21 protein-coding genes are annotated in these 24,774 nt (G+C 64.6%); 7 read left to right on the forward strand and 14 right to left on the reverse strand.

Annotated elements, in window-relative coordinates; translation table 11 throughout:
- Positions 1 to 888, forward strand: coding sequence for a 2-oxo-4-hydroxy-4-carboxy-5-ureidoimidazoline decarboxylase (uraD, locus tag ACVJ5M_RS15175; protein ID WP_085405710.1), 888 nt, complete (start codon positions 1 to 3; stop codon positions 886 to 888).
- Here the strand turns inward: uraD and ACVJ5M_RS15180 are convergent.
- Complete coding sequence (locus ACVJ5M_RS15180; protein ID WP_354098260.1) at positions 885 to 3,611, reverse strand: molybdopterin-dependent oxidoreductase; 2,727 nt, start codon at positions 3,609 to 3,611, stop codon at positions 885 to 887. The genes uraD and ACVJ5M_RS15180 overlap by 4 nt on opposite strands.
- Positions 3,608 to 4,435, reverse strand: a complete 828-nt coding sequence (locus ACVJ5M_RS15185; protein WP_354098261.1) for an FAD binding domain-containing protein — start codon at positions 4,433 to 4,435, stop codon at positions 3,608 to 3,610. Before ACVJ5M_RS15185 ends, ACVJ5M_RS15180 begins: the two co-directional genes overlap by 4 nt.
- A 152-nt stretch (positions 4,436 to 4,587) precedes the next feature.
- Between ACVJ5M_RS15185 and ACVJ5M_RS15190 the strand changes: the two genes are divergently transcribed.
- Positions 4,588 to 5,937, forward strand: a complete 1,350-nt coding sequence (locus tag ACVJ5M_RS15190) for an 8-oxoguanine deaminase (RefSeq protein ID WP_354098262.1) — start codon at positions 4,588 to 4,590, stop codon at positions 5,935 to 5,937.
- A 109-nt stretch (positions 5,938 to 6,046) separates the two neighbouring features.
- Here ACVJ5M_RS15190 and ACVJ5M_RS15195 read toward each other — a convergent pair whose 3' ends face one another.
- The 4 genes from ACVJ5M_RS15195 to ACVJ5M_RS15210 all read right to left on the reverse strand — a co-directional run bounded on the left by ACVJ5M_RS15195 (position 6,047) and on the right by ACVJ5M_RS15210 (position 10,750).
- Positions 6,047 to 7,123 carry a BMP family ABC transporter substrate-binding protein gene (locus ACVJ5M_RS15195; RefSeq protein WP_063986211.1) on the reverse strand — a complete coding sequence of 359 codons (1,077 nt, stop codon included), beginning with the start codon at positions 7,121 to 7,123 and terminating at the stop codon, positions 6,047 to 6,049.
- Between the two features lie 76 nt (positions 7,124 to 7,199).
- Positions 7,200 to 8,117, reverse strand: coding sequence for an ABC transporter permease (locus tag ACVJ5M_RS15200; protein WP_063982022.1), 918 nt, complete (start codon positions 8,115 to 8,117; stop codon positions 7,200 to 7,202).
- Positions 8,104 to 9,195, reverse strand: coding sequence for an ABC transporter permease (locus tag ACVJ5M_RS15205; RefSeq protein ID WP_063982023.1), 1,092 nt, complete (start codon positions 9,193 to 9,195; stop codon positions 8,104 to 8,106). The genes ACVJ5M_RS15200 and ACVJ5M_RS15205 overlap by 14 nt, the downstream gene beginning before the upstream one ends.
- Positions 9,179 to 10,750 carry an ABC transporter ATP-binding protein gene (locus tag ACVJ5M_RS15210; protein WP_063982024.1) on the reverse strand — a complete coding sequence of 524 codons (1,572 nt, stop codon included), beginning with the start codon at positions 10,748 to 10,750 and terminating at the stop codon, positions 9,179 to 9,181. The genes ACVJ5M_RS15205 and ACVJ5M_RS15210 overlap by 17 nt, the downstream gene beginning before the upstream one ends.
- A gap of 575 nt (positions 10,751 to 11,325) precedes the next feature.
- On the opposite strand from ACVJ5M_RS15210, the gene ACVJ5M_RS15215 reads away from it, so the two are divergent.
- Positions 11,326 to 12,435, forward strand: a complete 1,110-nt coding sequence (locus ACVJ5M_RS15215; protein ID WP_063982025.1) for a hypothetical protein — start codon at positions 11,326 to 11,328, stop codon at positions 12,433 to 12,435.
- A 178-nt stretch (positions 12,436 to 12,613) separates the two neighbouring features.
- On the opposite strand, the gene ACVJ5M_RS15220 is transcribed toward ACVJ5M_RS15215, so the two are convergent.
- Genes ACVJ5M_RS15220 through ACVJ5M_RS15245 form a run of 6 tightly spaced genes read right to left on the reverse strand, consistent with a single transcriptional unit; the run spans position 12,614 to position 18,486 of the window.
- Entirely contained in the window at positions 12,614 to 13,099 is a 486-nt protein-coding gene (locus ACVJ5M_RS15220; protein ID WP_063982026.1) for a nucleoside deaminase, read from the reverse strand.
- Positions 13,100 to 13,112: 13 nt separating this feature from the next.
- Positions 13,113 to 14,645, reverse strand: a complete 1,533-nt coding sequence (locus ACVJ5M_RS15225) for an ABC transporter ATP-binding protein (protein WP_084795041.1) — start codon at positions 14,643 to 14,645, stop codon at positions 13,113 to 13,115.
- On the reverse strand, positions 14,642 to 15,325 hold the full coding sequence (gene biuH, locus ACVJ5M_RS15230) for a biuret amidohydrolase (protein WP_063982027.1): 684 nt from the start codon (positions 15,323 to 15,325) through the stop codon (positions 14,642 to 14,644). The genes ACVJ5M_RS15225 and biuH overlap by 4 nt, the downstream gene beginning before the upstream one ends.
- 11 nt (positions 15,326 to 15,336) lie before the next feature.
- Entirely contained in the window at positions 15,337 to 16,263 is a 927-nt protein-coding gene (locus tag ACVJ5M_RS15235; protein ID WP_038957599.1) for an ABC transporter permease, read from the reverse strand.
- Between the two features lies 1 nt (position 16,264).
- Positions 16,265 to 17,377, reverse strand: a complete 1,113-nt coding sequence (locus tag ACVJ5M_RS15240; RefSeq protein WP_063982028.1) for an ABC transporter permease — start codon at positions 17,375 to 17,377, stop codon at positions 16,265 to 16,267.
- On the reverse strand, positions 17,374 to 18,486 hold the full coding sequence (locus ACVJ5M_RS15245; RefSeq protein ID WP_063982029.1) for a BMP family ABC transporter substrate-binding protein: 1,113 nt from the start codon (positions 18,484 to 18,486) through the stop codon (positions 17,374 to 17,376). The genes ACVJ5M_RS15240 and ACVJ5M_RS15245 overlap by 4 nt, the downstream gene beginning before the upstream one ends.
- 399 nt (positions 18,487 to 18,885) lie before the next feature.
- Here ACVJ5M_RS15245 and ACVJ5M_RS15250 point away from each other — a divergent pair, with 399 nt between their 5' ends.
- The gene (locus tag ACVJ5M_RS15250; protein ID WP_354100004.1) at positions 18,886 to 20,160 is read left to right on the forward strand and encodes an allantoate amidohydrolase; all 1,275 of its coding nucleotides are present in this window, start codon (positions 18,886 to 18,888) and stop codon (positions 20,158 to 20,160) included.
- A 101-nt stretch (positions 20,161 to 20,261) separates the two neighbouring features.
- Positions 20,262 to 21,635: a hypothetical protein gene (locus ACVJ5M_RS15255; protein WP_354100008.1), complete on the forward strand. Its 1,374-nt coding sequence runs from the start codon at positions 20,262 to 20,264 to the stop codon at positions 21,633 to 21,635.
- Positions 21,636 to 21,643: 8 nt separating this feature from the next.
- Here the strand turns inward: ACVJ5M_RS15255 and ACVJ5M_RS15260 are convergent, their stop codons facing one another.
- On the reverse strand, positions 21,644 to 22,963 hold the full coding sequence (locus tag ACVJ5M_RS15260) for a dicarboxylate/amino acid:cation symporter (RefSeq protein WP_063982032.1): 1,320 nt from the start codon (positions 22,961 to 22,963) through the stop codon (positions 21,644 to 21,646).
- 183 nt (positions 22,964 to 23,146) lie between these two features.
- Between ACVJ5M_RS15260 and map the strand changes: the two genes are divergently transcribed.
- Positions 23,147 to 23,899, forward strand: a complete 753-nt coding sequence (map, locus tag ACVJ5M_RS15265; protein ID WP_135215180.1) for a type I methionyl aminopeptidase — start codon at positions 23,147 to 23,149, stop codon at positions 23,897 to 23,899.
- A gap of 86 nt (positions 23,900 to 23,985) precedes the next feature.
- Here map and ACVJ5M_RS15270 read toward each other — a convergent pair whose 3' ends face one another.
- Positions 23,986 to 24,207 carry a hypothetical protein gene (locus ACVJ5M_RS15270; RefSeq protein WP_028152899.1) on the reverse strand — a complete coding sequence of 74 codons (222 nt, stop codon included), beginning with the start codon at positions 24,205 to 24,207 and terminating at the stop codon, positions 23,986 to 23,988.
- 365 nt (positions 24,208 to 24,572) lie between these two features.
- On the opposite strand from ACVJ5M_RS15270, the gene ACVJ5M_RS15275 reads away from it, so the two are divergent.
- Positions 24,573 to 24,755 (forward strand): hypothetical protein, encoded by a 183-nt coding sequence (locus ACVJ5M_RS15275; protein WP_028152900.1) that lies wholly within the window; start codon positions 24,573 to 24,575, stop codon positions 24,753 to 24,755.
- Positions 24,756 to 24,774 lie beyond the last annotated feature (19 nt).

Genomic DNA, 24,774 nt, shown 5'->3' on the forward strand with positions numbered 1-24,774 from the left:
ATGGCGCAAATCTCGCTCGCCGATCTCAATGCTGCTGATAAGGCCAGCTTTGTCGCGGCCCTCGCCAACGTCGTCGAATATTCGCCCTGGATTGCGGAGAAACTCGCCGAGCAGCGGCCGTTCGCCGGTATCAACCGGTTGCACTCAGCGCTGATGGCGGCGATCCAGGCTGCCGAACCCGACGTGCAGCTCGCGCTGATCCGGGCGCATCCCGATCTCGCCAACAAGACCCAGCGTGCAGCGGGGCTCACTGCAGAATCGACCGACGAGCAGAACAGCGCCGGCCTCGACCGTCTCTCAGATGCAGAATACGCCGCGTTCGAGCGCGTCAACAATGCGTACCGCGAAAAATTCGGCTTCCCCTATATCGTCTGCGTGCGCCGTCACACCAGGGATTCCGTGCTGCGTGACTTCGAGACGCGGTTGCGCAATATCGCCAAGACCGAGACGCGGCGCGCGATCGAGGAGATCGGCCGCATCTCCGCGCTGCGGCTCGATCAGCTCGTCGTCGCTGACGACACACTGAAGGTGCACGGCCGGCTCTCAACTCATGTGCTGGACAATCACGCCGGAAAGCCTGCAGCCGGCATCCCGGTGGAGCTCGTCGAGCTCGCGAGCCTCGGTGAGAGCCGCATCATCGCGCGCGCCGTGACCAACGCGGATGGCCGCACCGACCAGCCGCTGATCGGCGGCCGTCCGCTGCCGATCGGCCGCTACGAGCTCAAATTCAGCGTCGCCAAATATTACGCCGAGCGCAACGTGCCGCTGTCAGACCCGCCGTTCCTCGACGAGATCCCGCTGCGCTTTGCCATCAGCGAGCCCGAAAGCCACTACCACGTGCCGCTGCTGGTCACGCCGTGGAGCTACTCGACCTATCGCGGAAGTTAATTCCCAAACTTCTCGTGCAGCGCCGGAAACATTCGGTCCGGCTTGAACGGCGGCGCGGTGAAGCGGATGCCGGTGGCATCCGCGATCGCGTTGCCGAGCGCGGCGGTGACCGGATTATACGGGCTCTCGCTCATCGACTTGGCACCCAGCGGCCCGATCGTGTCGGACGTCTCGGCGAAGAACACCTCCGTGCGCGGAACGTCTGCGAAGGAGGGCAGGTGGTAGTCGCGGAATTTCGGGTTGGTGACGCGGCCGGTCGCGTCGATCACCATCTCCTCGTAGAGCGCCGCCCCGATCGCCTGCGCGACGCCGCCCTCGACCTGGCCGCGGCACTGCATGGGATTGGCGACGACGCCGGCGTCCGCTGCCTGCACGCTCCGGAGAATCTTGATCTCGCCGGTGCCCTTGTTCACGGCGACGCGAAAGCCCTGGACGTTGAAGCCGACCGAGCGCGGCGTCCCCTCGGAATTGCCGCTGGCCGTGAACGGCTGCCCGCGTTCGCGCGCAAGCTTCGCGAGTTCTGCAAACGACATCCGCCGGACGCCGCTGACGACGGCTTCGTCGTCGAGCGTGCAGCTGGCGGCGTCGCACAGCCAGGCGCTGGCGGCCACAGCTATCAGTTCGGTCGCGAGCTGCATCGCGGCTGCATGCGTTGCCTTGCCGGCAACGAAGGTGCCTGCACTGCCATAGGCGCCGGTATCGTGGCCGCCATGGGCGGTGTCGGACTGGCGCAGGCGGATGCGGTCGACGGTGGTTGCCAGCGTCGTCGCCGCGATCTGCCGGTGCACGGTGCTGGTGCCGTTGCCGAACTCGGCGGTGCCGACGGTGAGGTCGAAGCCGCCGTCGTCGTTGAGCGCGATCATCGCATCCGCGAGATGGCCGGCCGGCGGCACCGTGTCGATCATGGTCAGCGCGACGCCGTCGCCGATCAGCCACTCCGGCGTCAGGTCCGGCTGCGGGCCATCGGCCTGCATGGCGCGTTCGACGAGGTCGAGGCACTGGTCGAGCCCGTAGGAGCCATAGAGCACGTCATGAAATTCGGACGGCGGCGGCGACAGCATGGGATCGCCTGGTTTGACGACGTTGCGCCGGCGCATGTCGTAGGGGTTGATACCGAGCTGCCGTGCCAATTCGTCGATCGCGGCTTCGATCGCGATCTGCGTTTGGGGCAGGCCATAGCCGCGAAACGCGCCCGACGGCACCGTGTTGGTGTAGACGGCGAAGCCATCGACCTTCTTGTTCGGACAGTTGTAGACAGCGATGGACTCGGACAGCGAGTGGAACATCACGGGGCCGGCATGATTGCCGTAGGCGCCGGTGTTGGAGAGCACCTCGAGCTGGAGCGCGGTGAGCCGGCCGTCGGCATCGGCGCCGGCCTTGATGTGGACCCGCATCGGATGCCGCGTCGAGGTCGCGATGAACTGCTCCTCGCGGGTCAGCTCCAGCTTGACCGGTCGTCCGGTCTTGAGCGTCGCGAGCGCCAGAATGTCCTCGACGAACATCTCCTGCTTGCCGCCAAAGCCGCCGCCGACGCGTTCGCAGAACACGCGGACCTTGTCCAAGGGAAGCCCAAAGATGTCCGACAGCGCGCGGCGTGTCAGGAACGGCACCTGCGTGGAGGTACGGACATTGAGCACGCCGGAAGCATCGAGCCAGGCGAGGCCGCCATGGGTCTCAAGCGCCGCGTGCTGCACGCGGTGGCTGTGGAAGGTCGCCTCATAGGTGACGGCAGACGTGGCGAGTGCCGCCGCCGCGTCGCCGTATTCGCCATGGGTCTCCGCCGCGAGGTTGCGCTTGGGATCGGCGATGCGGTTTGCGGTGGTGCGGTCAGGATGAATGACAGGTGCACCCGGTGCCATCGCCTGCTCCGGGTCGATCAGCGCAGGGAGTATCTCGTAATCGACCTTCAGCCGGCGGCACGCCTCCTCGGCGGCGGCCTCGCTGTCGGCGACGACGGCGGCGACCTTCTGGCCGATGAAGCGGACGACGTCATCGAGGATGCGGGTATCCTCCGGATCCATCCAGTCCTTCTCATGCCGCGCGGTCGAGATCAGCACCGACGGCGCATCCTCGTGCGTCATGACCGCGTGCACGCCGGGCACGCGTAGCGCATCCGACTTGTCGATCGCGACGATTTTCGCGTGGGCGTGCGGCGAGCGGAGCAGCTTGATGTGCAGCAGGTCGTCGATCTGCGTGTCGAAGGTGTAGTGCGCCTTGCCGCGGACGACGTCGGGGCCAGCGGGCGCCGGAAGGCTGCGGCCGAAGGCGGCGCCGGGCTCGACGCTCTCCTCGACATTGGTCTTGCCGAGCAGCGCGTCCTCGATCGAGCGATAGCCGGTGCAGCGACAGATATTGCCCTTCAGCGCCGATCCGAGATCAGTGCGCTGCGCCTGGTTCAGCGAGGCGCAGGTCAGGATCATGCCGGCGGTGCAGAAGCCGCATTGGAAGCCCTGCGCGTCGAGGAAGGCCTGCTGCATCGGATGCGCGCCGTGGTCGCGAGCGAGCCCTTCGATCGTGGTGACGGCGCGTCCCTCGGCGCGGAACGCCGGGATGAGGCAGCTGTGCACCGGCTCGCCGTCGATCAGCACGGTGCAGGCACCGCAATCGCCGGCATCGCAGCCCTTCTTCACGCCGAAATGGCCGAGCTCGCGCAGGAACGTGCGCAGGCACTGGCCGGCGCGCGGCTCTTGCGGAAACGTCTTGCCGTTGACCTCGAAACTCATGATGGCGTCGCCCCCAGGAGCTCGCCGCGAATCTCCTCGGCGAGCCGTAGCGTCATGTGCTTGCGCCAGAGCGGCTTGCCGTGGATATCGGTGTGGTACAGATCATCCGGGATCTGCTGCGCGATCGCGTCGCGAAGCGCGCCCGCGTCCGGAGCCTTGCGAAAGGACAGCTGGATCGGTCGCACGGTCGATGCGGTCACCGACAGCGTCAGCGTGCCATCGCTATCCAGGCTGCCTATCAGAAGCGCCGCAGAGCGGCCGACCGGTGCCAGCGAGATCTGGCGAAAGGCCGTGCGGCGCTTCAGCGCGGCAATCGGGATATCGATCTGTCGGATCAGGTCGCCTGGCGTCAGGCGGTTGCGCTGGTTGCCAATGACGAAGTCGACGACGGGTATCTTCTCTTCGCCGCCGCCGGCCTTCCAGATGGTGCAGACGCCGTCCAGCGCTGATGTGAGCGAGATCATCGGTCCCGCCGGCAGCGACATGCAGAGATTGCCGCCGACCGTCGCGGTCTTCCAGATCTTGAATGAAGCAAGGAAAGCCCGGCAGCACTGGCCGATCAGCGGGGCTGCGAGCCAGTCGAGCGGGCAGGCGAAACCGTCGAGCTGCGTGATGGTGCAGGTGGCGGAGATGGTGAGATGGGTGTCGGTGATCGTCAGCGCCGGCCATTTCAGGTCAGTGAGATCGATCAGCCGCTTCAGGTGAACCTGGGGCTCCGAGAACAGCCACGTGCCACCCGCGAGCCAAGCATCACCTTCCGCCCAGGCGGGCAGTTGCGCGCGCGTTTGCGGATGGGCCACCGTCGTGATGGTATTCAAATCCATGGCTGCGCCAAAGCTTTCGCCCGGTGAATCGTGCAGATGAGTCTTGCAAGACCGGAGCCAAGTCGCAACAAGCAAGTCGTAGCATGAATGTGATCGGGCCCGCGGCCGCCTTCGCGGGCCTGTCATCAGCGGATGTGAGGAGAACCAGGATCATGAGCGACGCAAAGCCGATCTGGATCAGGGATCCCCTGGCCATCCTCGCTGACGGCGCCGAGCGCGGGATCGTGGTGAGGGATGGCCGGATTGTCGAGCTCGTGCCGGCCGGCGGCAGGCCCGCGACGGCGGATGTCGCGGTGTTCGACGCGGGCGAGCATGTCGTGCTGCCGGGCCTGATCAACACGCATCATCATTTCTACCAGACGCTGACGCGAGCGCTGCCGGCGGCGATGGACCGCGAGCTGTTTCCCTGGCTCCAGGCGCTCTATCCGGTGTGGGCGAGGATGACGCCGGAATCGCTCGAGCTCGGCGTCACCGTGGCGATGTCCGAGCTCCTGCTCTCGGGCTGCACCACCACAACGGATCACCACTATGTGTTCCCGGCGGGACTCGAGGAGTCCGTCGATATCGAGGTCGCAGTCGCAAAACGGCTCGGTGTCCGGGTGCTGCTCACGCGCGGTTCGATGAACCTGTCGCAGCGCGACGGCGGCCTGCCGCCTGACAGCGTCGTACAGGACGAGGACACGATCCTCGCCGACAGCGCGCGGGTGGTTGCAAAGCATCACCAGCGCGGCGCGGATGCGATGGTGCAGATCGCGCTGGCGCCATGTTCACCATTCTCGGTCACGACGTCCCTGATGCGCGCCACCGCCGATCTCGCCGACAAGCTCGACGTTCGCCTGCACACCCATCTCGCCGAGACCGAGGACGAGAACAAATTCTGCCAGCAGATGTATGGCTGCCGCCCGCTCGACTATCTCGAGCAATGCGGCTGGCTCAATGCGCGGACCTGGCTCGCCCATGGCATCTTCTTCAATGCGGAGGAAATGAAGCGGCTCGGCAAGGCGAAGACGACCATCAGCCATTGCGCGTGCAGCAACCAGATTCTGGCGTCGGGCTGCTGCCCGGTGTGCGAGATGGAGGAGGCCGGTGTCGGTATCGGCATCGGCGTCGACGGCTCGGCCTCGAACGACGGATCGAATTTGATGCAGGAGGTGCGGGCGGCGTTTCTGCTGCAGCGGGCGCGCTACGGAGTGGCCAAGGTCAGCCACAAGGATGCGCTGCGCTGGGCGACCAAGGGCTCGGCGGCTTGCGTCGGCCGGCCGGAGCTGGGCGAGATCGCCGTCGGCAAGGCCGCCGATCTCGCCCTGTTCAGGCTCGACGAGCTGCGCTTCTCCGGTCACGGCGATCCGCTGGCCGCGCTGGTGCTGTGCGGGGCGCATCGGGCCGACCGGGTGATGGTGGCGGGCCAATGGGCCGTGATCGACGGCGCGATCCCGGGACTGGATGTTCCCGATCTCATCCGCCGCCACGGTTCCGCGGCGCGGGCGATGCAGGCGGGATAATCCGGGCAAAAAAGAAAGAGGGGGCGACCACAAGTGCCGGGTGCTTCTGGCCACCCCCTCCGAACCTCCTCCGGGAGGAGCAGGTGATCTAGGCGATGCAAGAAGCGTGCTACTTGCCCGGAAGCTTGTCGTCGATGCCCTTGACGTAGAAATTCATGCCGAGGATCTGGCCGTCATCGAGGTGATCGCCACCTTTGCACTCGACCGGCTTGCCGTCCTGCCCAACGACCGGGCACTTGAACGGATGCAGCTTGCCCGCTGTGATCGCGGCCTGGGCATCCTCGGCGAGCTTCTTCACGTCGTCAGGCATGTTGGTGTAGGGCGCCATCGCGAACATATGGCTGTCGAGGCCACCCCAGCTGTCCTCGGACTTCCAGGTGCCGGCGAGCTCGGCCTTGACGCGTTCGATGTAATAAGGGCCCCAGGTGTCCAGGATCGAGGTGAGCTGGGTCTTCGGCCCGAACTTGATCATCTCGGAATCCTGGCCGAAAGCGAGCTTGCCGCGTTCGCTGGCAATCTGCATCGCCGCGGGCGAATCCGTGTGCTGCATGATCACGTCGGCGCCCTGGTCGATCAGCGCCTTGGCGGCGTCGGCCTCCTTGCCCGGGTCGAACCATGTGTTGGCCCAGATGATCTTGACCTTGATGTTCGGATTGATGGTCTGCGCCGCGAGGATCGTCGCGTTGATGCCGGAGACGACCTCCGGAATCGGGAACGAGCCGATATAGCCGAGCACGCCGGACTTCGACATCTTGGCCGCGATCAGGCCCTGGATGTAGCGGCCCTGCCACCATTTGGCCGAGTAGGTCGACATGTTCGGGTTGCGCTTGTAGCCGGTGGCGTGCTCGAAATGCACGTTCGGATATTTCTTGGCGACCTTCAGCGTCGGGTCCATGTAGCCGAACGAGGTCGTGAAGATCAGCTTGTTGCCGGCGCGGACGAGCTGCTCGATGGAGCGCTCGGCGTCGGGACCTTCGGGCACGTTCTCGAGATAGGTGGTCTCGATCTTGTCGCCCAGCTCCTTCACCAGGGCCTGGCGCGCGAGGTCGTGCTGGTAGGTCCAGCCCAAGTCTCCGATCGGACCCAGATAGATGAAGCCGACTTTCAGCTTGTCGGCGGCGGAGGCTGCGCTGACGCTTCCGGCAAGCAAAAGCCCGGCAGCCAGAGCAAGAAGTGATTTCCTCATCATCAATCTCCAAACATCAGGGGACAGCCACGATCCGCAACGTACGCGCCCCATCGCGCACGCCGCGGAAATGAAACTAGCGGTCGGGCACGAACACGGTGCCGAGCGCGGCCGGCGCGGTCGAGCCGCCGGTGCGCGCGCGTGAGAGCAGGACCAGGACGATGACGGTTGCGAGGTAAGGCAGCGCCGACATGAACTGCGAGGGAATGCCGACGCCCCAGCCCTGCGCGTGCAGTTGCAGGATCGTCACCGCGCCGAACAGGTAGGCGCCGACCACGAGCCGGCCGGGCCGCCAGGACGAAAACACCACCAGCGCCAGCGCGATCCAGCCGCGGCCCGCGGTCATGCCGGGAATGAAGAACGGTGTGTAGGCGAGCGGCAGGTAGGCGCCGGCGAGGCCTGCGCAGGCGCCGCCGAACATCACGGCGAAGGTGCGGATGCGCAGCACGGGGTAGCCGAGCGCATGCGCGGAGACATGATTGTCGCCGCAGGCACGCAGGATCAATCCCGCGCGCGTGCGGTACAGGAACCACCAGACGCCGATAACGAGTGCGATGGAGAAATAGACGAAGGCGTCCTCGCCGAACAGCATCCGGCCAATCAGCGGCATGTCCGTGAGGCCGGGAATGGAGAGGTGCATCGCGGGCGTGATGCGCTCGCCGACGAAGCCGGCGCCGATCAGGCCGGACAGGCCGACGCCGAGGATGGTCAGCGCGAGACCCGTTGCAACCTGGTTGACGGCGAGCCCGAGCGTCATCAGCGCGAACACCAGCGACATCAGCGCGCCCGCGACGATGCCGAACAGCGCGCCGATGAAGATCGAGCCGGTGAGCCACGCACCCGCAAAGCCGCAGGCCGCACCGACGATCATCATGCCCTCGACGCCGAGATTGAGGACACCGGAGCGCTCGGTCACGAGTTCGCCGGTCGCGGCGATCAGGAGCGGCGTCGATGCGGCGAGCACCGCGAGGATGATGGCTTCAACCAGTTCCACGGGCCACCTGTCGGTTCGGGAAAACCAGCTTGAAGCGATAGAGAATGAGCGAATCGCAGGCGAGGACGTAGAACAGGAGGATGCCTTGGAAAACCTTGGTGACGTCCAACGGGATCTTCATCGCGATCTGCGCCTGCTCGCCGCCGATAAAGGTCAATGCGAGGAAAAGGCCTGCAATTAATATTCCAAGCGGGTTCAACCGACCGAGGAAGGCGACGATGATTGCGGTAAAGCCGTAGCCGGGCGAGATGCCGGGTTGGAGATGCCCGACCGGACCCGCCACCTCAATGATGCCGGCGAGCCCGGCGAGCGCGCCCGACACAGCGAAAGTCAGGATGACCAACTGGTTGGCGTTGAAGCCGCCGAACCGCGCGGCGCGCGGCGCCGCGCCGACCACGCGAATCTCAAAGCCCTTGATGGTTCGGCCGAGCAGGATCGCGGCGGCCGCGACGACGAGCAGGGCGATGATCGAGCCGAGATGCAGCCGGCCGCCTTCGATCAGCAGGGGCACCGTCGCTACCGGATCGAACTCGGCCGTGGTCGGGAAGTTGAAGCCATGCGGATCGCGCCAGGGGCCGCGCACGAGATAGTCGAGGAAGAGGTCGGCGACATAGACCAGCATCAGGCTGGTCAGGATTTCGCTGGCGCCGAACTTCACCTTGCAGATCGCCGGGATCAGCGCATAGAGCGCACCTGCGGCGGCGGCGAGCACGAGCATCGCCGGCAGCACCCAGGCCCCGGCATCGGTGCCCTGCGTCTTCACCGCGATCCAGCTTCCGGCCACCGCGCCGATCAGGAATTGCCCTTCGGCGCCGATGTTCCACGCGTTGGCGAGATAGCAGAGCGACAACCCGATCGCGATCATCACCAGAGGCGTCGCCTTCACCGCGATCTCCTGCAGTGAATAGCCGTCGGTCAACGGCGCGATGAAATAGGCTTGCAGCGCCAGAAGCGGATTCTTGCCGAGGATCGCGAACAGGACGGTCATGGTCGCGATCGTGAGGCCGATCGCGATGAGCGGCGAGACCAGCGCGATCGTGTTGGAACGCTCGACGCGCTTCTCAAGCACCAACTGCATGCGCGGCCTCCTTCGGCTCCAGGCTGCTGCCCCCCATCAACAGGCCGAGTTTTTCGCGCGTGGCTTCGCTCGTGGCAAGCGGCGCCGAGAGCCGGCCGTGGAACATCACGGCGATGCGGTCGGCGATCTCCGCGAGCTCGTCGAGATCCTGGCTGGTGACGAGCACGGCGGCGCCTGCGGTTGCGAGATCAAGCAGCGCCTGGCGGATCACGGCGGCGGCACCGGCATCGACGCCCCAGGTCGGCTGGCTCACCACCAGCACCGCGGGGTTGCGCAGGATCTCGCGGCCGACGATGAACTTTTGCAAATTGCCGCCGGACAGGCTCGCAGCTTCCGGATCCCGTTTGGCCTTGCGAACGTCGAACGTTTCGGTCGCGCGGTCCACGGTTTTCAGTGTCGCCGCGGTGTCGATGAAGCCGTGATGGACCATGCCGCTGGCGGCGTGCCCGGTCAGTAGCGCGTTCTCCGACAGCTTCATGCGCGGCGCGGTGCCGTGGCCGAGCCGTTCCTCCGGGACGAACGCCGCGCCCAGCTTGCGGCGCCGGGTGATCGAGAGGTGGCCGGCGGCGATGCCCTCGATCACCACCGTGCCAGGGTCCTTCGACAGGCGCTCGCCGGAGAGCGCGGCGAACAACTCGTCCTGGCCATTGCCGGCGACGCCGGCGATGCCGAGGATCTCGCCGCCCTTCAGCTCGAACGAGATGTGCTCGAGCCGCACGCCATGCGCCTCGCTCGGCGCGAGTGAAAGGTCGTTGACGACGAGCCGCGGCACGGTGGTCTTGCGGCCTACCGGTGCTCTCACTTCCCTGATCTCGCCGCCGACCATCATCCGCGCGAGCGAGGCCGCGGTCTCGAGCCGGGGATTGCAGGTCTCGACCTTCTTGCCGCCGCGCAGGATCGTGGCGGTGTCGCAGAGCCGCTTCACCTCCTCCAGCTTGTGGCTGATGTAGAGGATGGCGCGGCCTTCGGCCTTGAGGCGTTCCAGCACGATGAAAAGCTGGTCGGCCTCCTGCGGTGTCAGCACGGCGGTCGGCTCGTCCAGGATCAGGAATTTCGGATCCTGCATCAGCGCGCGGACGATCTCGATGCGCTGGCGCTCGCCGACCGAGAGTTGCCAGACCTCGCGCCTGGGATCGAGCGGAAGGCCGTAGGTCTTCGACACCTGCTCCAGCCGCGCCGACATGTCCTTGAAGGATTCCCTGCCGTCGAGGCCGAGCGCGACGTTCTCGGCGACCGTGAGATTGTCGAACAGCGAGAAATGCTGGAACACCATGCCGATGCCGCGGCTACGCGCCTCTGATGGACCCGACAGCACGATGGGGTGGCCCTGCCAGCGGATCTCGCCGGCGCTGGGCTGGATCAGCCCGTAGATCGCCTTGACCAGCGTCGACTTGCCGGCGCCGTTCTCGCCGAGCAGGGCATGGATCTGTTTCGGCTGGATCTCGATGCTGATGGAGTCGTTGGCGAGGAAATCACCATAGCGCTTGGTGAGCCCGATCGTCTGAAGCAGAGGGGGCTCGCCGGAATGCAGGTCGTTGGACGTCTGATCTAACATTCGCTGATGCGCTGGCACGGGGTGAAGTGCCTCAATTGTGGGCTAGTTTGAACCGTCGCGTAAGATGTGAAAAAGCGTCATCCCTTGCTCAACGCTTCGGCAGGCGGTCTGTGTCGCGAGTCGCGGCCCTTGTCAGTCGATGATCGTTTCCAACCGACATCAGGGAGAGCCATTGCGGCGGCCTCCCTGCGAGAGACGCCTGTTGCAAATTTGTGACGGCTCAAACCAAATCGGAACCCGCTGTGCAGGCCTGACGTGAAGTTGAGCAAAGTCGCGCCTGCGCGCGTATGCAATTCCCGACCGGGCCAACGGTCGCTGTCGTCAATTGTGTCTGCATTCTTGCGCCGCCACAAAAGACAAATGAAATCAAACGGGAATCTTCGGCATCGCGTCACCGCACGCACGCAGCAGCGAAACGGAAAAAATCCTCGAATTCCTGGGTTGAAAGGCCGCCTCCTGCCGAAACAAGCGGCATGCCTTGAAAAAAGTTGAGGCTTCTCACTCCGGGAGATCGGCGCAAGTGTCGCACCCAAGGGGCGTTCATTTTTACGTGTCCAAACTTGGGGGTATTCAGGATGTCGTTTGGTTTCAAGGCAATCGCAGCCGCGGCGCTGTCGATTGCTACACTCGCTACCAGTGGCCTGGCTCAGGCAGCGGACCTGCCGGTCAAGGCTGCCAAGAAAGCGTCGGACGTCCCGTTCTTCCTGGTGATCGACAACCGCGTCACGTTCTCCTGGATGCCCAAGGGCACTGACCCCGGCATGTGGAGCGTCAATCCGAACGGCAGCATCAACGGTACGACCGCCAAGCAGGTCTATTCGTTCACGCACTTCGACCTCTGGGCCTACGGCACCAACTTCTTCACCATCTCGATGTTCAAGTCGGGCCATAACGACCCTGCTTCGCCCTGTATCGCACCTGGTCTGTCTTCCTCCTTCGGTGCAGCCGACTGCGCCGGCGCGACCGAGATCTACGGCCTGTTCCGCTCGACCTTCGGCTGGAACCAGCTCTTCAACACCAAGGCCTTCACCATGGGGCCGCTACAGAACATTTCGTTTGAAGTCGGTATGGATGGCAATTCCGAGAACACCTTCTTGGCGCCCGCGAAGCGGGACGTCGTTGCCGGTCTCCAGTTCGCCTTCGACCTTCCTTACAAGGGCTACATCAACGTCGCGCCCTTGATGTACTGGGAGTTCTCCAACCACAACGCCTTCACTCAGTGCGGCAGCGGTTTTGCTGGCCCCCTCCCGGGTGTGAGCTGTAACTCCGATGGCAATGTCAGCTACAACCCGACCTGGGCCGTCGAAATCAACTACTATATGGACCTCGGCTTCCTGCCGCCGAACATGCAGTTCTGGTCGATCAGCGGCCGCGCCGGCTGGTATGGAGCGAAGGGCGACTCGAACGGCCTGCCTGCGCTCTCCGGCCCTGGCCGGTTCTCTACTGCGTCCAAGGTCGAGTTGAACAGCGAACCGATCCGCCTGACCTTCGACGCTTCGAAGGCCGCCTGGGGTGACAAGTACTCGCACTTCGTCGATCTCTGGGTTGCCTATCGCTACTGGCAGAACAAGTTCGGCCTCGACCACAACGCCATGCCCGGCGTCTGCACGGTCGCCGCGACCGGCCAGAGCACCAACAGCTGCACCGAGTCCACGGTTTACGGGGGTATCACTGTGAAGTTCTGATCGGCTGAAGGTCTTCAGGTTTGAATAACGCCGCGCAGGAATGCGCGGCGTTATTAGCGTTTCCGAGCGTAGGGTGGGCAAAGGCGCAATGCGCCGTGCCCACCATCTTCCCAGATAGTTAGTTATCGGTGGGCACGCTTCGCTTTGCCCACCCTACGAAGTCGAGTTGTTGAGCTCGCTACTTGGTCCACACGCCGTCGTGCAGCGCCTCGGCCTCGTCCTCAAGCAGCGGCCCGACGACTTCCGTCGATCGCTGGCCGCTGGCAAAGACCTCGCGACAGGGCAGGTCGAGCGTCGGGTTCTCCGGATGGTTGCCGGTGACGCCGCGCAGGCGGTGCTCGCTGAGGCCATAGACCACGCGGCCGATGCCGGCCCAGTAGATCGCGCCGGCACACATCGCGCAGGGCTCGGCGGAGGAATAGAGCGTGGCTTTCGCCAGCACCTCGCGGTCGAGCATACGGCAGGCCTGCGTGGCCGCGAGGCGCTCGGCATGCGCAGTGCCGTCATGGTCGGGCATGTAGCCGTTCTCGGTCTCGATCAGCACCTTGCCATCGGCATCGACGACGACGCAGCCGAACGGATGGTTGCCATGGGTGAGCGAGCGGCGCGCGACCGTGAAGGACAGGCGAAGGAAGTGCTCGTCGCGCTCGGATCCACCGCTCATCGCTCGTCTCTGGTCAATGCCCCGCCATATGCCGGCCGACCACGGTGAGATCGGCTTCGCTGGTTCGTGCTTCATACACGAATTCGCCGTGGAACATCACCACCAGCCGATCGGAGAGTTCGAGCAATTCGTCGAGATCCTCGCTGACGAGCAGCACGGCGGCGCCACGGTTGCGGGCGGCCATGATCTCGGCGTGGATCTGCGCCACCGCCGCGAAGTCGAGGCCGAAACAGGGATTGGCCGCGATCAGCACCTCGACGTTGCCGCCAAGCTCGCGCGCCAGCACGGCGCGCTGGACGTTGCCGCCCGACAGCGCCGCGATCGGCGTATCGGGCGTGCGGGTCTTGATCTTGTACTGTGCGATTTTCTTCTTCGCATCGTCCCGGAAGGCGCCGCGGTTGAGCCACCAGCCGCCGCTTGCGAAGGGCGCGCGGTCGAATTCACGGAAGGCGATGTTGTCGGCGACGCTCATGCCGCCGACGCAGGCGTTCTTCAGCGGCTCCTCGGGCAGGAGCGACATCTTGTGGCGCCGCATCTCTTCGCGGCTGGCGTGATAGGAATCGCCCGCGACGCGAATTTCACCACCCTCCGCCTCGCGCTGGCCGGCCAACACCTCGACCAACTGGCGCTGGCCATTGCCGGAGACGCCGGCAATGCCCACGATCTCACCGGCGCGGACCGTGAGTGAGACGTCGTGCACGGCGATGGCGCCCGCGTCGTCGAGCGCGCGGACTTGTGCCAATTCCAGCCGGGCCTGGCCGGCTTCGCCGGTGCGCGGCGGCTGCACGGTCAGCTCCTCGGCGCCGATCATGGTTCGTGCCATCGCATCCGGTGTGAGTTCGGAAACCTTGCCGGCACCTGCGAGCTTGCCGCGGCGCAGGATGGTGACGTCGTCGGCGAAGGCCATGACCTCGCGGAATTTGTGCGTGATCATCAGGATGGTCAGTTCGCCCTTGACGACCATGTCGCGGAGCATGCCGAGCACTTCGTCGGCCTCCGCCGGCGTCAGCACCGAGGTCGGCTCGTCCAGGATCAGGAAGCGGCGCTTCAGATAGAGCTGCTTGAGGATCTCGCATTTCTGCCGCTCCCCGGCGGAGATGTCGGAGACCTTGGCGCCGAGCGGTACCTTGAACGGCATCCGCGCCAGAAAAGCCTCGAGCTCCTTCATCTCCTTTGGCCAGTTCACCACGGCCGGCACATCGTCGCGGGCCAGCACGAGATTTTCCGCGACCGTCATGGCCGGCACCAGGGTAAAATGCTGGTAGACCATGCCGAGGCCGAGCGCGTGGGCGTCCTTTGGATTCGCGATCGCCTGCTCGCGGCCGCCGACGAGGATGTCGCCTTCGGTCGCGTGGTAATAGCCCATGATGCATTTGACGAGCGTCGACTTGCCGGCGCCGTTCTCGCCGAGCAGCGCGTGGAACGAGCCCGGCCGCACCTTCAGCTCGACATTGTCGAGCGCGAGGAAGTCGCCGAAGCGCATGGTCATGGCGATGGCGTCGACGCCGAAGGCGCCTGCTGGCGGCGGTGTTTCGCCGATGATCACGAAATAGCTCCGATGAAGGCGTCCGACGTCGAGACCGCGCCGAACACGCCGCCCTGCATCTTGATCATCTTCAGGGCATGGTCGTGATTGCTCTTGTCGGTGGCGCCGCAGCAATCGTGCAGCAGGACGCATTCGAAGCCGCGATCGTTGGCCTCGCGCATCGTGGTGTGGACGCAGACGTCGGTCGTGATGCCCGTGAGCACGATGTTCTCGATGCCACGCACGCGCAGGATCAGCTCCAGGTCGGTGGCGCAGAACGAGCCCTTGCCGGGCTTGTCGATGATCGGCTCGCCCGGCAGCGGCGCCAGCTCCTCGATGATGTCCCAGCCCGGCTCGCCGCGAACGAGGATACGCCCGCAAGGGCCGGGATCGCCGATGCCGGCGCCGATCTGGCGCGAGCGCCAGCGCTTGTTGGCGGGAAGGTCGGAGAGATCGGGGCGGTGGCCTTCGCGCGTATGGATGATGTGGAAGCCTTGCGCGCGCATCGCTGCGAGCAACTTCTTGATCGGCTCGATCGGCGCCCGCGTCAGCGAGAGGTCGTAGCCCATCTTGTCGACATAGCCGCCGATGCCGCAGAAATCGGTCTGCATGTCGATGATGATGAGCGCGGTGTTTTCGGGACGGAGATCGCCATTGTAAGGCCAGGCGTAGGGCTCGGACTTGAGATAGCGCTCGGGCATGATTTCGCTCTCTAGCGGGTGATCGACAATTCGGCCGGGGCTCCGGTCAGCGTGCGTTTCGGCGAGCAGGTGATGATCATGATCGCCAGCGTCAGGATGTAGGGGGCGGCGTTGAAGAGGTGGTAGCCGGAGGTGACGCCGACCGATTGCAGTGCAGGGCCCAGGGCCGCGGCACCGCCGAAGGCGAGCGAGGCCCACAGGCAGAGCAGGGGATCCCAGCGCGCGAAGATCACGAGGGCCACGGCGGTGATGCCCTGGCCGGAGGACAGGCCCTCGTTCCAGCTTCCGGGATAGAACAGCGACAGGAACGAGCCGCCGATGCCGGCAAGGAAGCCGCCGACCATGGTCGCGCGCAGGCGGATCAGCAACACGGAATGGCCCATCGCGCGCGCTGCGTCGGAGCTCTCGCCGGCGGTGCGGATCAAAAGGCCCCAGCGCGTGGTGCGGAAGGCCCAATAGAGGATCGGCGCGAGCGCGACGCCGATCAGGAACAGGACGTTGACGCGCAGCGCGGCGCGAACCTGCGGGACGTCGCTCCACCAGCCAAAATCGATCGCGGGCAGGCGCGGCGCGGTGGGCTCGATCAGCGGCTTGCCGAGATAGAAGGCAAGGCCGGTGCCGAACAGCATCAGCGCGATGCCGACCGCGATATCGTTGACGCGCGGCAGCGAGCAGATGCCGGCGTGCAATGCGCCCAGCAGTGCACCTGTGATGCCGGCGGCGAGCACGCCAAGCCAGGGCGATCCCGTGAGATACGAGATTCCGTAGGCGCTCATCGCGCCCATCACCAGCGTGCCCTCAAGGCCGAGATTGATGCGGCCGGAGCGTTCGGTGATGCATTCGCCGAGGCTCACGAACAGGAACGGCGTGGAGACGCGGATGGCGCCGCCGAGCACGGCGAGGGGGACAGTCCAGAGCCCGATCGATCCGTCTGCCATCTCAGGATTTTCCCTTCAAGAATCCAATGCGGCCGTAAAGTGCATCGCTGGCCAGCACGAAGACGAAGATGATGCCCTGAAGCACCAGAACGGATGCGTCGGGCAGTCCGAGGCGGCGCTGCAAAAGGCCGCCGCTGGCGCTGATGCCGCCGAGCAGGATCGCGACGGGAATGATCGCGAGCGGATTCTGCCGGGCGAGGAAGGCGACAAGAATGCCGGTGAAGCCGTAGCCCGCCGCAAGGTTGGCGTTGGTGCGTCCCTGCACCGCGGCGACCTCGACCATGCCGGCGAGGCCCGCGGCGCCGCCGGCGAGGAAGCAGATGGTCAGGATCAGCTTGCTGACGCCGAGACCGACGATCTTTGCGGCGCGGATGTTGCCGCCGGCGACGCGCGCGGCGAAGCCGAACACGGTGTGATAGATCAGGACGTAGGCGGCGATCGCGGCGATCAGGCCGAAGACGAGGCCCCAATGCACGTCGGTGCCGGGAATGCTGCCGATCATGTTGGCGGCGCCGATCTCGCGCGTCGACGGCTTGTTGAGGCTGGCGGGATCGCGCATCAGCCCCTCAACAAGATGATTGAGGATCGCGAGCGCGATGTAGACGAGCAGCAGGCTCGAGATGGTCTCGTTGACGCCGCGATACTGGCGCAAGCCGCCCGACAGAATGATCCACAGACCGCCGCCGATCACGCCGCCGACGACCATGGCAATTTGGACGACGAGCGGCGGCATGCCCTGAAGCGCCAGCGCGGCGCTGGTCGCCGACAGCGCGCCGATCAGGAGCGCGCCTTCGCCGCCGATGATGACCATGCCGAGCTGTGCCGGCAGTGCGGTGCAGAGCGCGGTGAGGATCAGCGGCGCGGCACGCGTCAACGTATTCTGCCAGGAGAACCAGGTGCCGAAGGCGCCGTAGTACATATAAAAATAGAGATCGAGCGGGTTCTTGCCGAACATCGCGACGAAGATGCCGAAGATCACGAGCGCGCCGGCCAGCGCCGCGCCCGGGATCAGGATGTATTCGATTGTCGCGCCGTGGCGCTGGAGAAAGCCGGGATCGGCGGCCGGGGCAATTGTCCCGGCCGCTTCAGTAGAATCCGCGGCTTCCGTTGTCACGAAGTCGCTCCGATCACGCCTTCGACCAGGTAGTCCATCTTCTCAAGTTCGGGATCCTTCTGGCCGCGATCGGTGCCGGCTGCGATCACCGTCTTGCCCTTGTTGTCGACCAAGCCGCCCTTGAAGATGGCGTAGCCCTCCGCCGACAGGAATTTGGCCTTGACCTCGTCGGCGTGCTTGCGCGCTTCGGCGGAGACTGCCTCACCGTAGGGCGAGGTCTTGACGATCTCTTCCTTGAGGCCGCCGCGATAGAAGTTCGGGATGCTTTCGCCGGCGGCGATCATCTTCACGAACTTCGGATAGAGCGCTTCCCAATTCCACTCGGCACCGGTGAGATACGCCTTCGGCGCCAGCGGCGACTGGTTGGTGTGATAGCCGCAGACGAAGGCGCCGCGGCGTGCGGCGTTCTCGACCATGGTCTTCGGACCGTCGACATGGCAGGTGAGCACGTCGACGCTCTGATCGATCAGGCTGTTGGTGGCTTCGGCCTCCTTGACCGGCATCGACCAATCGCCAGTGAAAATAACCTGCGTGGTGGCCTTGGGATTGGCGAGCCTGGCGCCGAGCGCGAAGGCGTTGATGTTACGCAGCACCTGCGGGATCGGCTTGGCGGCAACGAAGCCGAGCTTGCCGCTCTTGGAGGTGTAGCCGGCAACGATGCCCGAAATGTACTGGGCCTCGTCGATATAGCCAAAATAGCTGCCGGCGTTCTTTGGATCCTTGTCGCTCCACAGGCCGCCGCAGTGCTCGAAGCGCAGCTTCGGGAACTTGGTGGCCATCTTGATCATGTGCGGGTTGTAGTAGCCGAACGAGGTCGGGAAGAGCAGGGTGGCGCCGTCGAGGTTGATCATGGACTCGATCGTCTTCTCGACCGCGTCGGTCTCCGGCACCTTCTCTTCCTCGACGACCTTCAGCCCCGGAATTTTCTTCAGGGCCGCCGCGCCCTGCGCATGCGCCTGGTTGTAGCCGTAGTCATCGCGCGAGCCGACATAGATGAAGCCGATGGTCGTTTCGGCCGCCAAGGCCGGGCGGACGCCCGCTGCCGCACCGAGGGTCAGGGCCGCGCCGCCCTGCAACAAATGACGTCGTGAAATCTTGCCGAAATCCATTGCTCGCTCCCCTTGGCGGATGTCCCGCCTTAATCTCGCGACCGCGCCGGTCTGGCGGAGCCTGGGATAAGATGTCGCAAGCTTCGTGCCAGAGGCCACGGAGTGGTCAATTGATCTGAAGTCATTGAAAAGTATCGTGTTTGTAAATTTTCAGAATTCTGTCGAGTAAGCCAGCAGATTAACTTTTGAGCAAAATATAGAAGTTGTATGCAATGGAGTTGAGCAGCCAGGCGCAGCTCGCGTGTGTGCGTGACGGGAGCTACGGTCCGCCGGCAACCCGCATTCATGCTACCCACGCGCGGATCGGGACCGCGTTCGTGATTTTTTGCTGGCACCGAACTTGTATCGATCGCCGCCAGGACCGCCGCCGCGGTCCCAAGAGATGGGAAGCTCGCCGAGATGGTTGCTGGTAACGCCGTTCAGAATGCATCGCTCGGCGAGGAGATCGTGCGACGGATCGACGAGCTCGCCGCGATCTCGGAAGACGGCGACAAGCTCACCCGCATCTACCTCACCAACGAGCTGCGCAAGGCCGCTGACCTCATCCTGGGCTGGATGCGCGAAGCCGGCATGAGCGCGCATCTCGATGCGATCGGGAATGTCTGCGGACGCTACGAAGGCGAGCAGTTGGGGGCGCCCTGCCTGATGCTCGGCTCGCACTACGACACGGTGCGCGATGCCGGCAAATGGGACGGGCCGCTGGGGGTGATCACGGCGATCGCCTGCGTCGCCGATCTCAACCGCCGCGGCAAGCGCCTGCCGTTCGCGATCGAGGTGATCGGCTTTGCCGATGAAGAGGGGGTACGTTTCGCCTCGACGCTGCTCGGAAGCCGGGCGGTGGCCGGCACCTTCGACGAGAGCGTCCTGAACACGCGCGACCGCGACGGCGTGTCGATGCGCGATGCGCTCGTCGCGTTCGGCCTCGATCCCGATCACATCGGCGCGGCCGCGCGGGCCCGGCGCGAGCTGCTCGCCTATCTCGAATTGCACATCGAGCAGGGCCCGGTGCTGGAAGCCCAGAACCTGCCCGTCGGTGTCGTCACTGCGATTGCGGGCGCGACACGGCTCGCTGCGCGGCTGACCGGAATGGCCGGCCATGCCGGCACCGTGCCGATGGCGCTGCGCCGTGATGCACTCGCCGGCGCGGCCGAATGCATCGGCGCGATCGAGCAGTTTTGCCGCACCGACGCGGACGGGTTGGTCGGCACCGTCGGCTATATCCAGGCGAGGCCCGGGGCGACCAATGTCATCCCGGGCGAAGTGTCCTTCACCATCGACATGCGGGCACCGACCGACATGCATCGCAAGCGCGCGGTCGCCGATATCGTCCGCCAGATCGAGGCGATTGCAAAACGCCGGCAATTGGCGCTACAGCTCGACGTCACTCACGAGAACCGCACCGCGCCTTGCGCACCCTGGCTGAAGGATCAGATCGCGCAGGCGATCGCTGCCGAAGGCGCGTCGGTGTTCGAGCTGCCGAGCGGAGCAGGGCACGACGGCATGGCGATGATCGATATCGCCGATGTCGGCATGATCTTCGTCCGCTGTCGCGGCGGCATCAGCCACCACCCGGACGAGCACGTCGAGCTCGCCGATGCCAACGCGGGCGCGCGCGTGCTGCTGCGGGTGATCGAGAATTTCAGGCCGCAGGAGGGCCGTGCCGGCGCGAAGTGATTGCCTGAAGCCCGCAAGTCACGGGGTAGAGATACGAATCAGTCATGTTTAAAATGGTGGCCGCCATCACGGGGTCACGAGACATCAGCCGATTGACGCATATGAACAGCGACATCTCTTTTCCATCACATCGTGAGAACCGGTTCTACCAGGGGATGGCTGCGACCTTTGTCGCCAACGCGCTTCAGGCGGTCAATTTTCTCGGTGATCGCTTCCTGAGACAATCGCATCATGCGTTGTCGGACATAGAGGACCTCTACCGGCACTCGATGGACAGTGCCTTTTCGGTGACCGAGGCCTTCCTCGTCACGGGAGCGCCGCACGCCTCCGCCTATTACCCGCGCGACTTCGCCTGGTTTTACCCCGACGTTCTCGATCCTGAAACCATCATGGATTCGCAGGACGCGGTGCGCCGAGCGCGCCTGCTCGAAAAGAGCGTTCGCCTCCTGCTGGAGGCGGTTCGCGCCGACGTGGTCACGACGACCATCGTTCCTGCAGGGCGCGGGCGGTACCTCGGCGTGAATTATTTCTCGCGGCCCTCGGATACGCTGCTCGGCATTCTCGCCGGTCTCCAGCAGATGATAGGTGCCGACGAGAGAGTGTCTTCCTATCTGGCAATGTCGCAATGCGCACATGCCGGCCGCCTGCTGCTGACCGAATATGGCGTCGACCTGAAGCGCGCGATCCTTCAGCTCGCGAGTGAGCTTGAGCCATTCGACGCTGACGGCACCAGATATTTGCTGTGCGATGCCGGCGGGCCTCGCTCCGCGGCAACGGATACGCGGGCCGAGCGCAGGCGCTTCGTCACCAACGCCTGCGTTTACACGACGTTCGTGTGGGGCGTGCAGCTCGGGATCGTCGACGAGAACGAACTGAAGCGGCTGCTCGGTCGCGACCTTGCGCAGTACAAGCGAGATCTGCTCCGTTTGTTCGGCAAGGACGGCCATATCAAGCATTCGCTTGACGGCCCGGCGGGGGCACCGGTGTCCTTGGTGGCCCTGGATTTCGTCAGCGTGCATCGCGGCTTCTGGGACATGAACGATGCCAGCGAGCGGGCGCTGTTTGCGGCTACGACGGATCTGATCATCGCCGAGCCGCGCTTTCGCATCCCCAGCACGTTCCACTTCCTGGTGTCCGCGGATAATCCACGGAACAAGATGATCCACAAGATCGCGGCGCCGGCCTATCAGGGGCGTTCGTCGTGGCCGACGTTCAATGTCGAATTCGCGGATCGGATGCTGGATTTTGATGAAGCCTCAGGGAGCGATACCTACCGGACCTGCGCGCAAGGAATATTGAAGGACATTCGGACCGCGACCGAGGTCCATGGCGGCTATCAGGAGCTGATCTCGGAGCAGGGCCTGAAGTATCGCACCTGGGCGTATAAGGGCGCCGTGGCGCACTCCTGGTTTCCGCGCTTCCTGTCGGTCTGGAGGAGGGCGTATGGAACGCCACTCCTCCAGTGGAATGATTGATCCGCGGCCTATCCCGCGGTCACGTCCACCAGTTCGCCGCCCTCCAGCACCTTGGCCGCCTTGGCGCGGTCGAGATCGCCTTCCCAGGCGGCCACCACCACCGTCGCCACGCAATTGCCGACGAGGTTGCCGACCGCGCGGGCCATGCCGATGAACCAATCGACCGACAGCACCAGCACGAGGCCGATGGCGGGAATGCTCGGCACCGCGTTGAGCGTCGCGGCCAGGATCACGATCGCCGAGCCCGGCACGCCGTGCGCGCCCTTCGACGTGATCAGCGAGACGCCGAGCACCAGCAGAAGGTCGCCGAAGGACAGCGGCGTGTTGGTCGCCTGCGCGATGAAGACGACGGCGAGCGTCAGGTAGATCGAGAAAGCGTCGAGGTTGAAGGAATAGCCGGTCGGGATGACGAGGCCGACGACGGAATCCTTCACGCCCATCCGCTCCAGTTTCTTCATGATCTGCGGCAGCACGGCATCGGAGGATGCGGTCGCGAGCACGATGGTCAGCTCTTCGCGCAGGTAAGCGAGGAATTTGAGGATGTTGATTCCGGCGAGCGCCATCACGCCGCCGAGCACGCCCAGCACGAAGATGCCGACCGAGACGTAGAACAGCATCACCAGCGAGACGAGCTGCTTCAGCGAGCCGACGCCGTATTTGCCGACGGTATAGGCGACCGCGCCGAGCACGCCGAGCGGCGCGACCCGCACGATCAGCCCCATGACCCGAAACAGCACGGTGGAGGCCGCGTCGATGATCGATGTGACCAGCGCGCCCTTCTCGCCGCCGACGAGCGCAAGGCCGACACCGAACAGGACCGCGAAGAACAGCACCTGGAGCACGTCGTTGCGCGACAGCGCATCGAAGGAGGTGCTGGGGATCACGTTCATCAGGAAGGCGCCGATGCCGCCGCCGGACAGCTTGTGCGCGTTGTCGGCATAGGTGTTGAGCGCCTTGGCGTCGAGCGTCGAGGGATCGATGTTCATGCCGTGGCCGGGACCGAAGAGATAGGCGAGCAGCAGACCGACCACGAGGGCGACCGTCGTCATCACCTCGAAATAGACCAGCGCCTTGACGCCGACCCGGCCGACCTTCTTGAGGTCGCCGGCGCCGGCAATGCCGTGCACGACGACGCAGAACACGATCGGGGCCACGATCATCGAGATCAGCTTCAGGAAGGCGTCGCTGAGGATCTTGAGCCCGATGGCGAAGTCCGGAACGGCCATCCCCAGGATGACGCCAAGCACCAGCGCGGCGAGGACCTGGACGAACAGCGAGGTGTAGAGCGGCTTCGGCTCGGCGGTAGGTGCCGCGGTGATGGTCGACATGGTGGACTCCCCCGGTTTGACGCGTCTTGGACGTCAAAAAGGAGCAACAACCGTGCCAGATTGTCGCGGCTTGGTCTTGGAAGTCACCCAGGGCGCCGCAAAATCCAAGGATTCCTGCGCGCGCTCGTCCGTTTGCAAGTCGGCATCGCAACAGCTATGTCCCGGCTTTCGCAAGAGCCTGATATGACAATCTCGAATGAGAACGATCTGATCTGCCTGAAAGAGGTCGGGCGTATCGTCGCCAATGCCCTTGAGGCGATGGGGAAGGCCCTCGAGCCCGGCATGACCACCGCGGAACTCGACCGGATCGGACGAGAGCTCCTCGAGGCCGCCGGAGCGCGTTCGGCGCCGGAACTGGCCTATGCCTTTCCTGGCGCAACCTGCATCAGCGTGAACGAAGAGATCGCTCATGGCATCCCGGGTGCCCGGCGGATCGAGCGTGGCGACCTCGTCAACATCGACGTCTCGGCCGAGAAGAGCGGCTTCTTTGCCGATACGGGAGCCTCGTTCGCCGTTCCGCCTGTGACCCGTTCGATCGAGCGTCTTTGCAGGGATGGTCGGCGGGCGATGTGGACGGGCCTGCGGCAGGTCGGCGCCGGCAAACCGATTGCCGGCATCGGTCAGGCCATCGGGACGTTTGCGCGGAAAAACGGCTACATGCTCGTCAAGAACCTAGCCAGTCACGGTGTCGGCTTGTCGCTCCACGAGGAGCCGACGGAGATCGCGACATGGCCCGATCGCTCCGAGCGCCGCATCATGAGCGATGGCCTGGTGTTCACCGTCGAGCCGTTCCTGTCGCTTGGCGCGGAGTGGGCCGAGAACGGTGATGACGATCCATGGACGCTCTACAGCAACCCCGAGGCGCCAACCGTTCAGTACGAGCACACGGTTATCGCAACCCGAAATGGACCTTTGATCGTTACGTTGGCGGGTTGAGGTCATCCCCGCGACACGCCGTCAGCGGGAACGCAAAAGACAATTTTCAGGCGATCATGCAGAGCTGTTGCGCGCGGACAGTCTCGTCACGCCACGAGATCCAGTAGCCGGCACGATCCGCGCACCAGCACCTTGCGTCCCGTCGGCGTCATCGAAGGTACGCCGTCATTGACAACAACGAGACCGAGCTTGACGAGACCTTCGACGAGATAGGCCTTCGAGAGGCGACCATTCGACACGGGGTTGCGAAGCGCTTTCAGCGCTTCCCATTGGTCCGGCGAAAGATCGAAGTCGATGTCGTTGCTCATGTTGCCTCAAGCGATAGTCCAAGTTCGCGAGCCCCTGTTAGCGGCGCCGCATGAACACCGTGCGACGACAATGAGTCGGGAATTCGGTAAGCTGTTTAGAACCTCTCTTCACGAATTGCCGCACTTCATTGCGCCACAACAGTTAAGATCGTTCGCGCACGAAAATCGTCCCGGTCTCCGATCACTAATTGATGATGTGCGCTTGATCGTGCAGCGAGAGTTACCGCAGTGCACGGGAAGCATCACTGTCCCATTGCGCGTCGCGATATGCACAGAAATCGTGAAGCGAGGGCGATTGGACTCTGTCTGGACTCTGCTACGTTGATTCGCAGGGGATTGGCTTCACACGACAGGAGTGTGAGTGCATGAACAGGCTGATGGCAATTCGCAGTCAGGAATTCCTCTGCCGAGAGCGCGCGGCGCTGGATTCGGAGCGACGGGCGTTCTGGCTCGCGCAGGCCCAGGAATGGGAGCAGCGCGCGCTCGACGAAATTGCGCATCACTTTCGGGAGTGCAACCTCGTCCAGGCCGAGCTGACTGCCGCCTGACGCCAGCGGCGGACGTGAT

The organism is Bradyrhizobium sp. S3.7.6, from assembly GCF_054061875.1.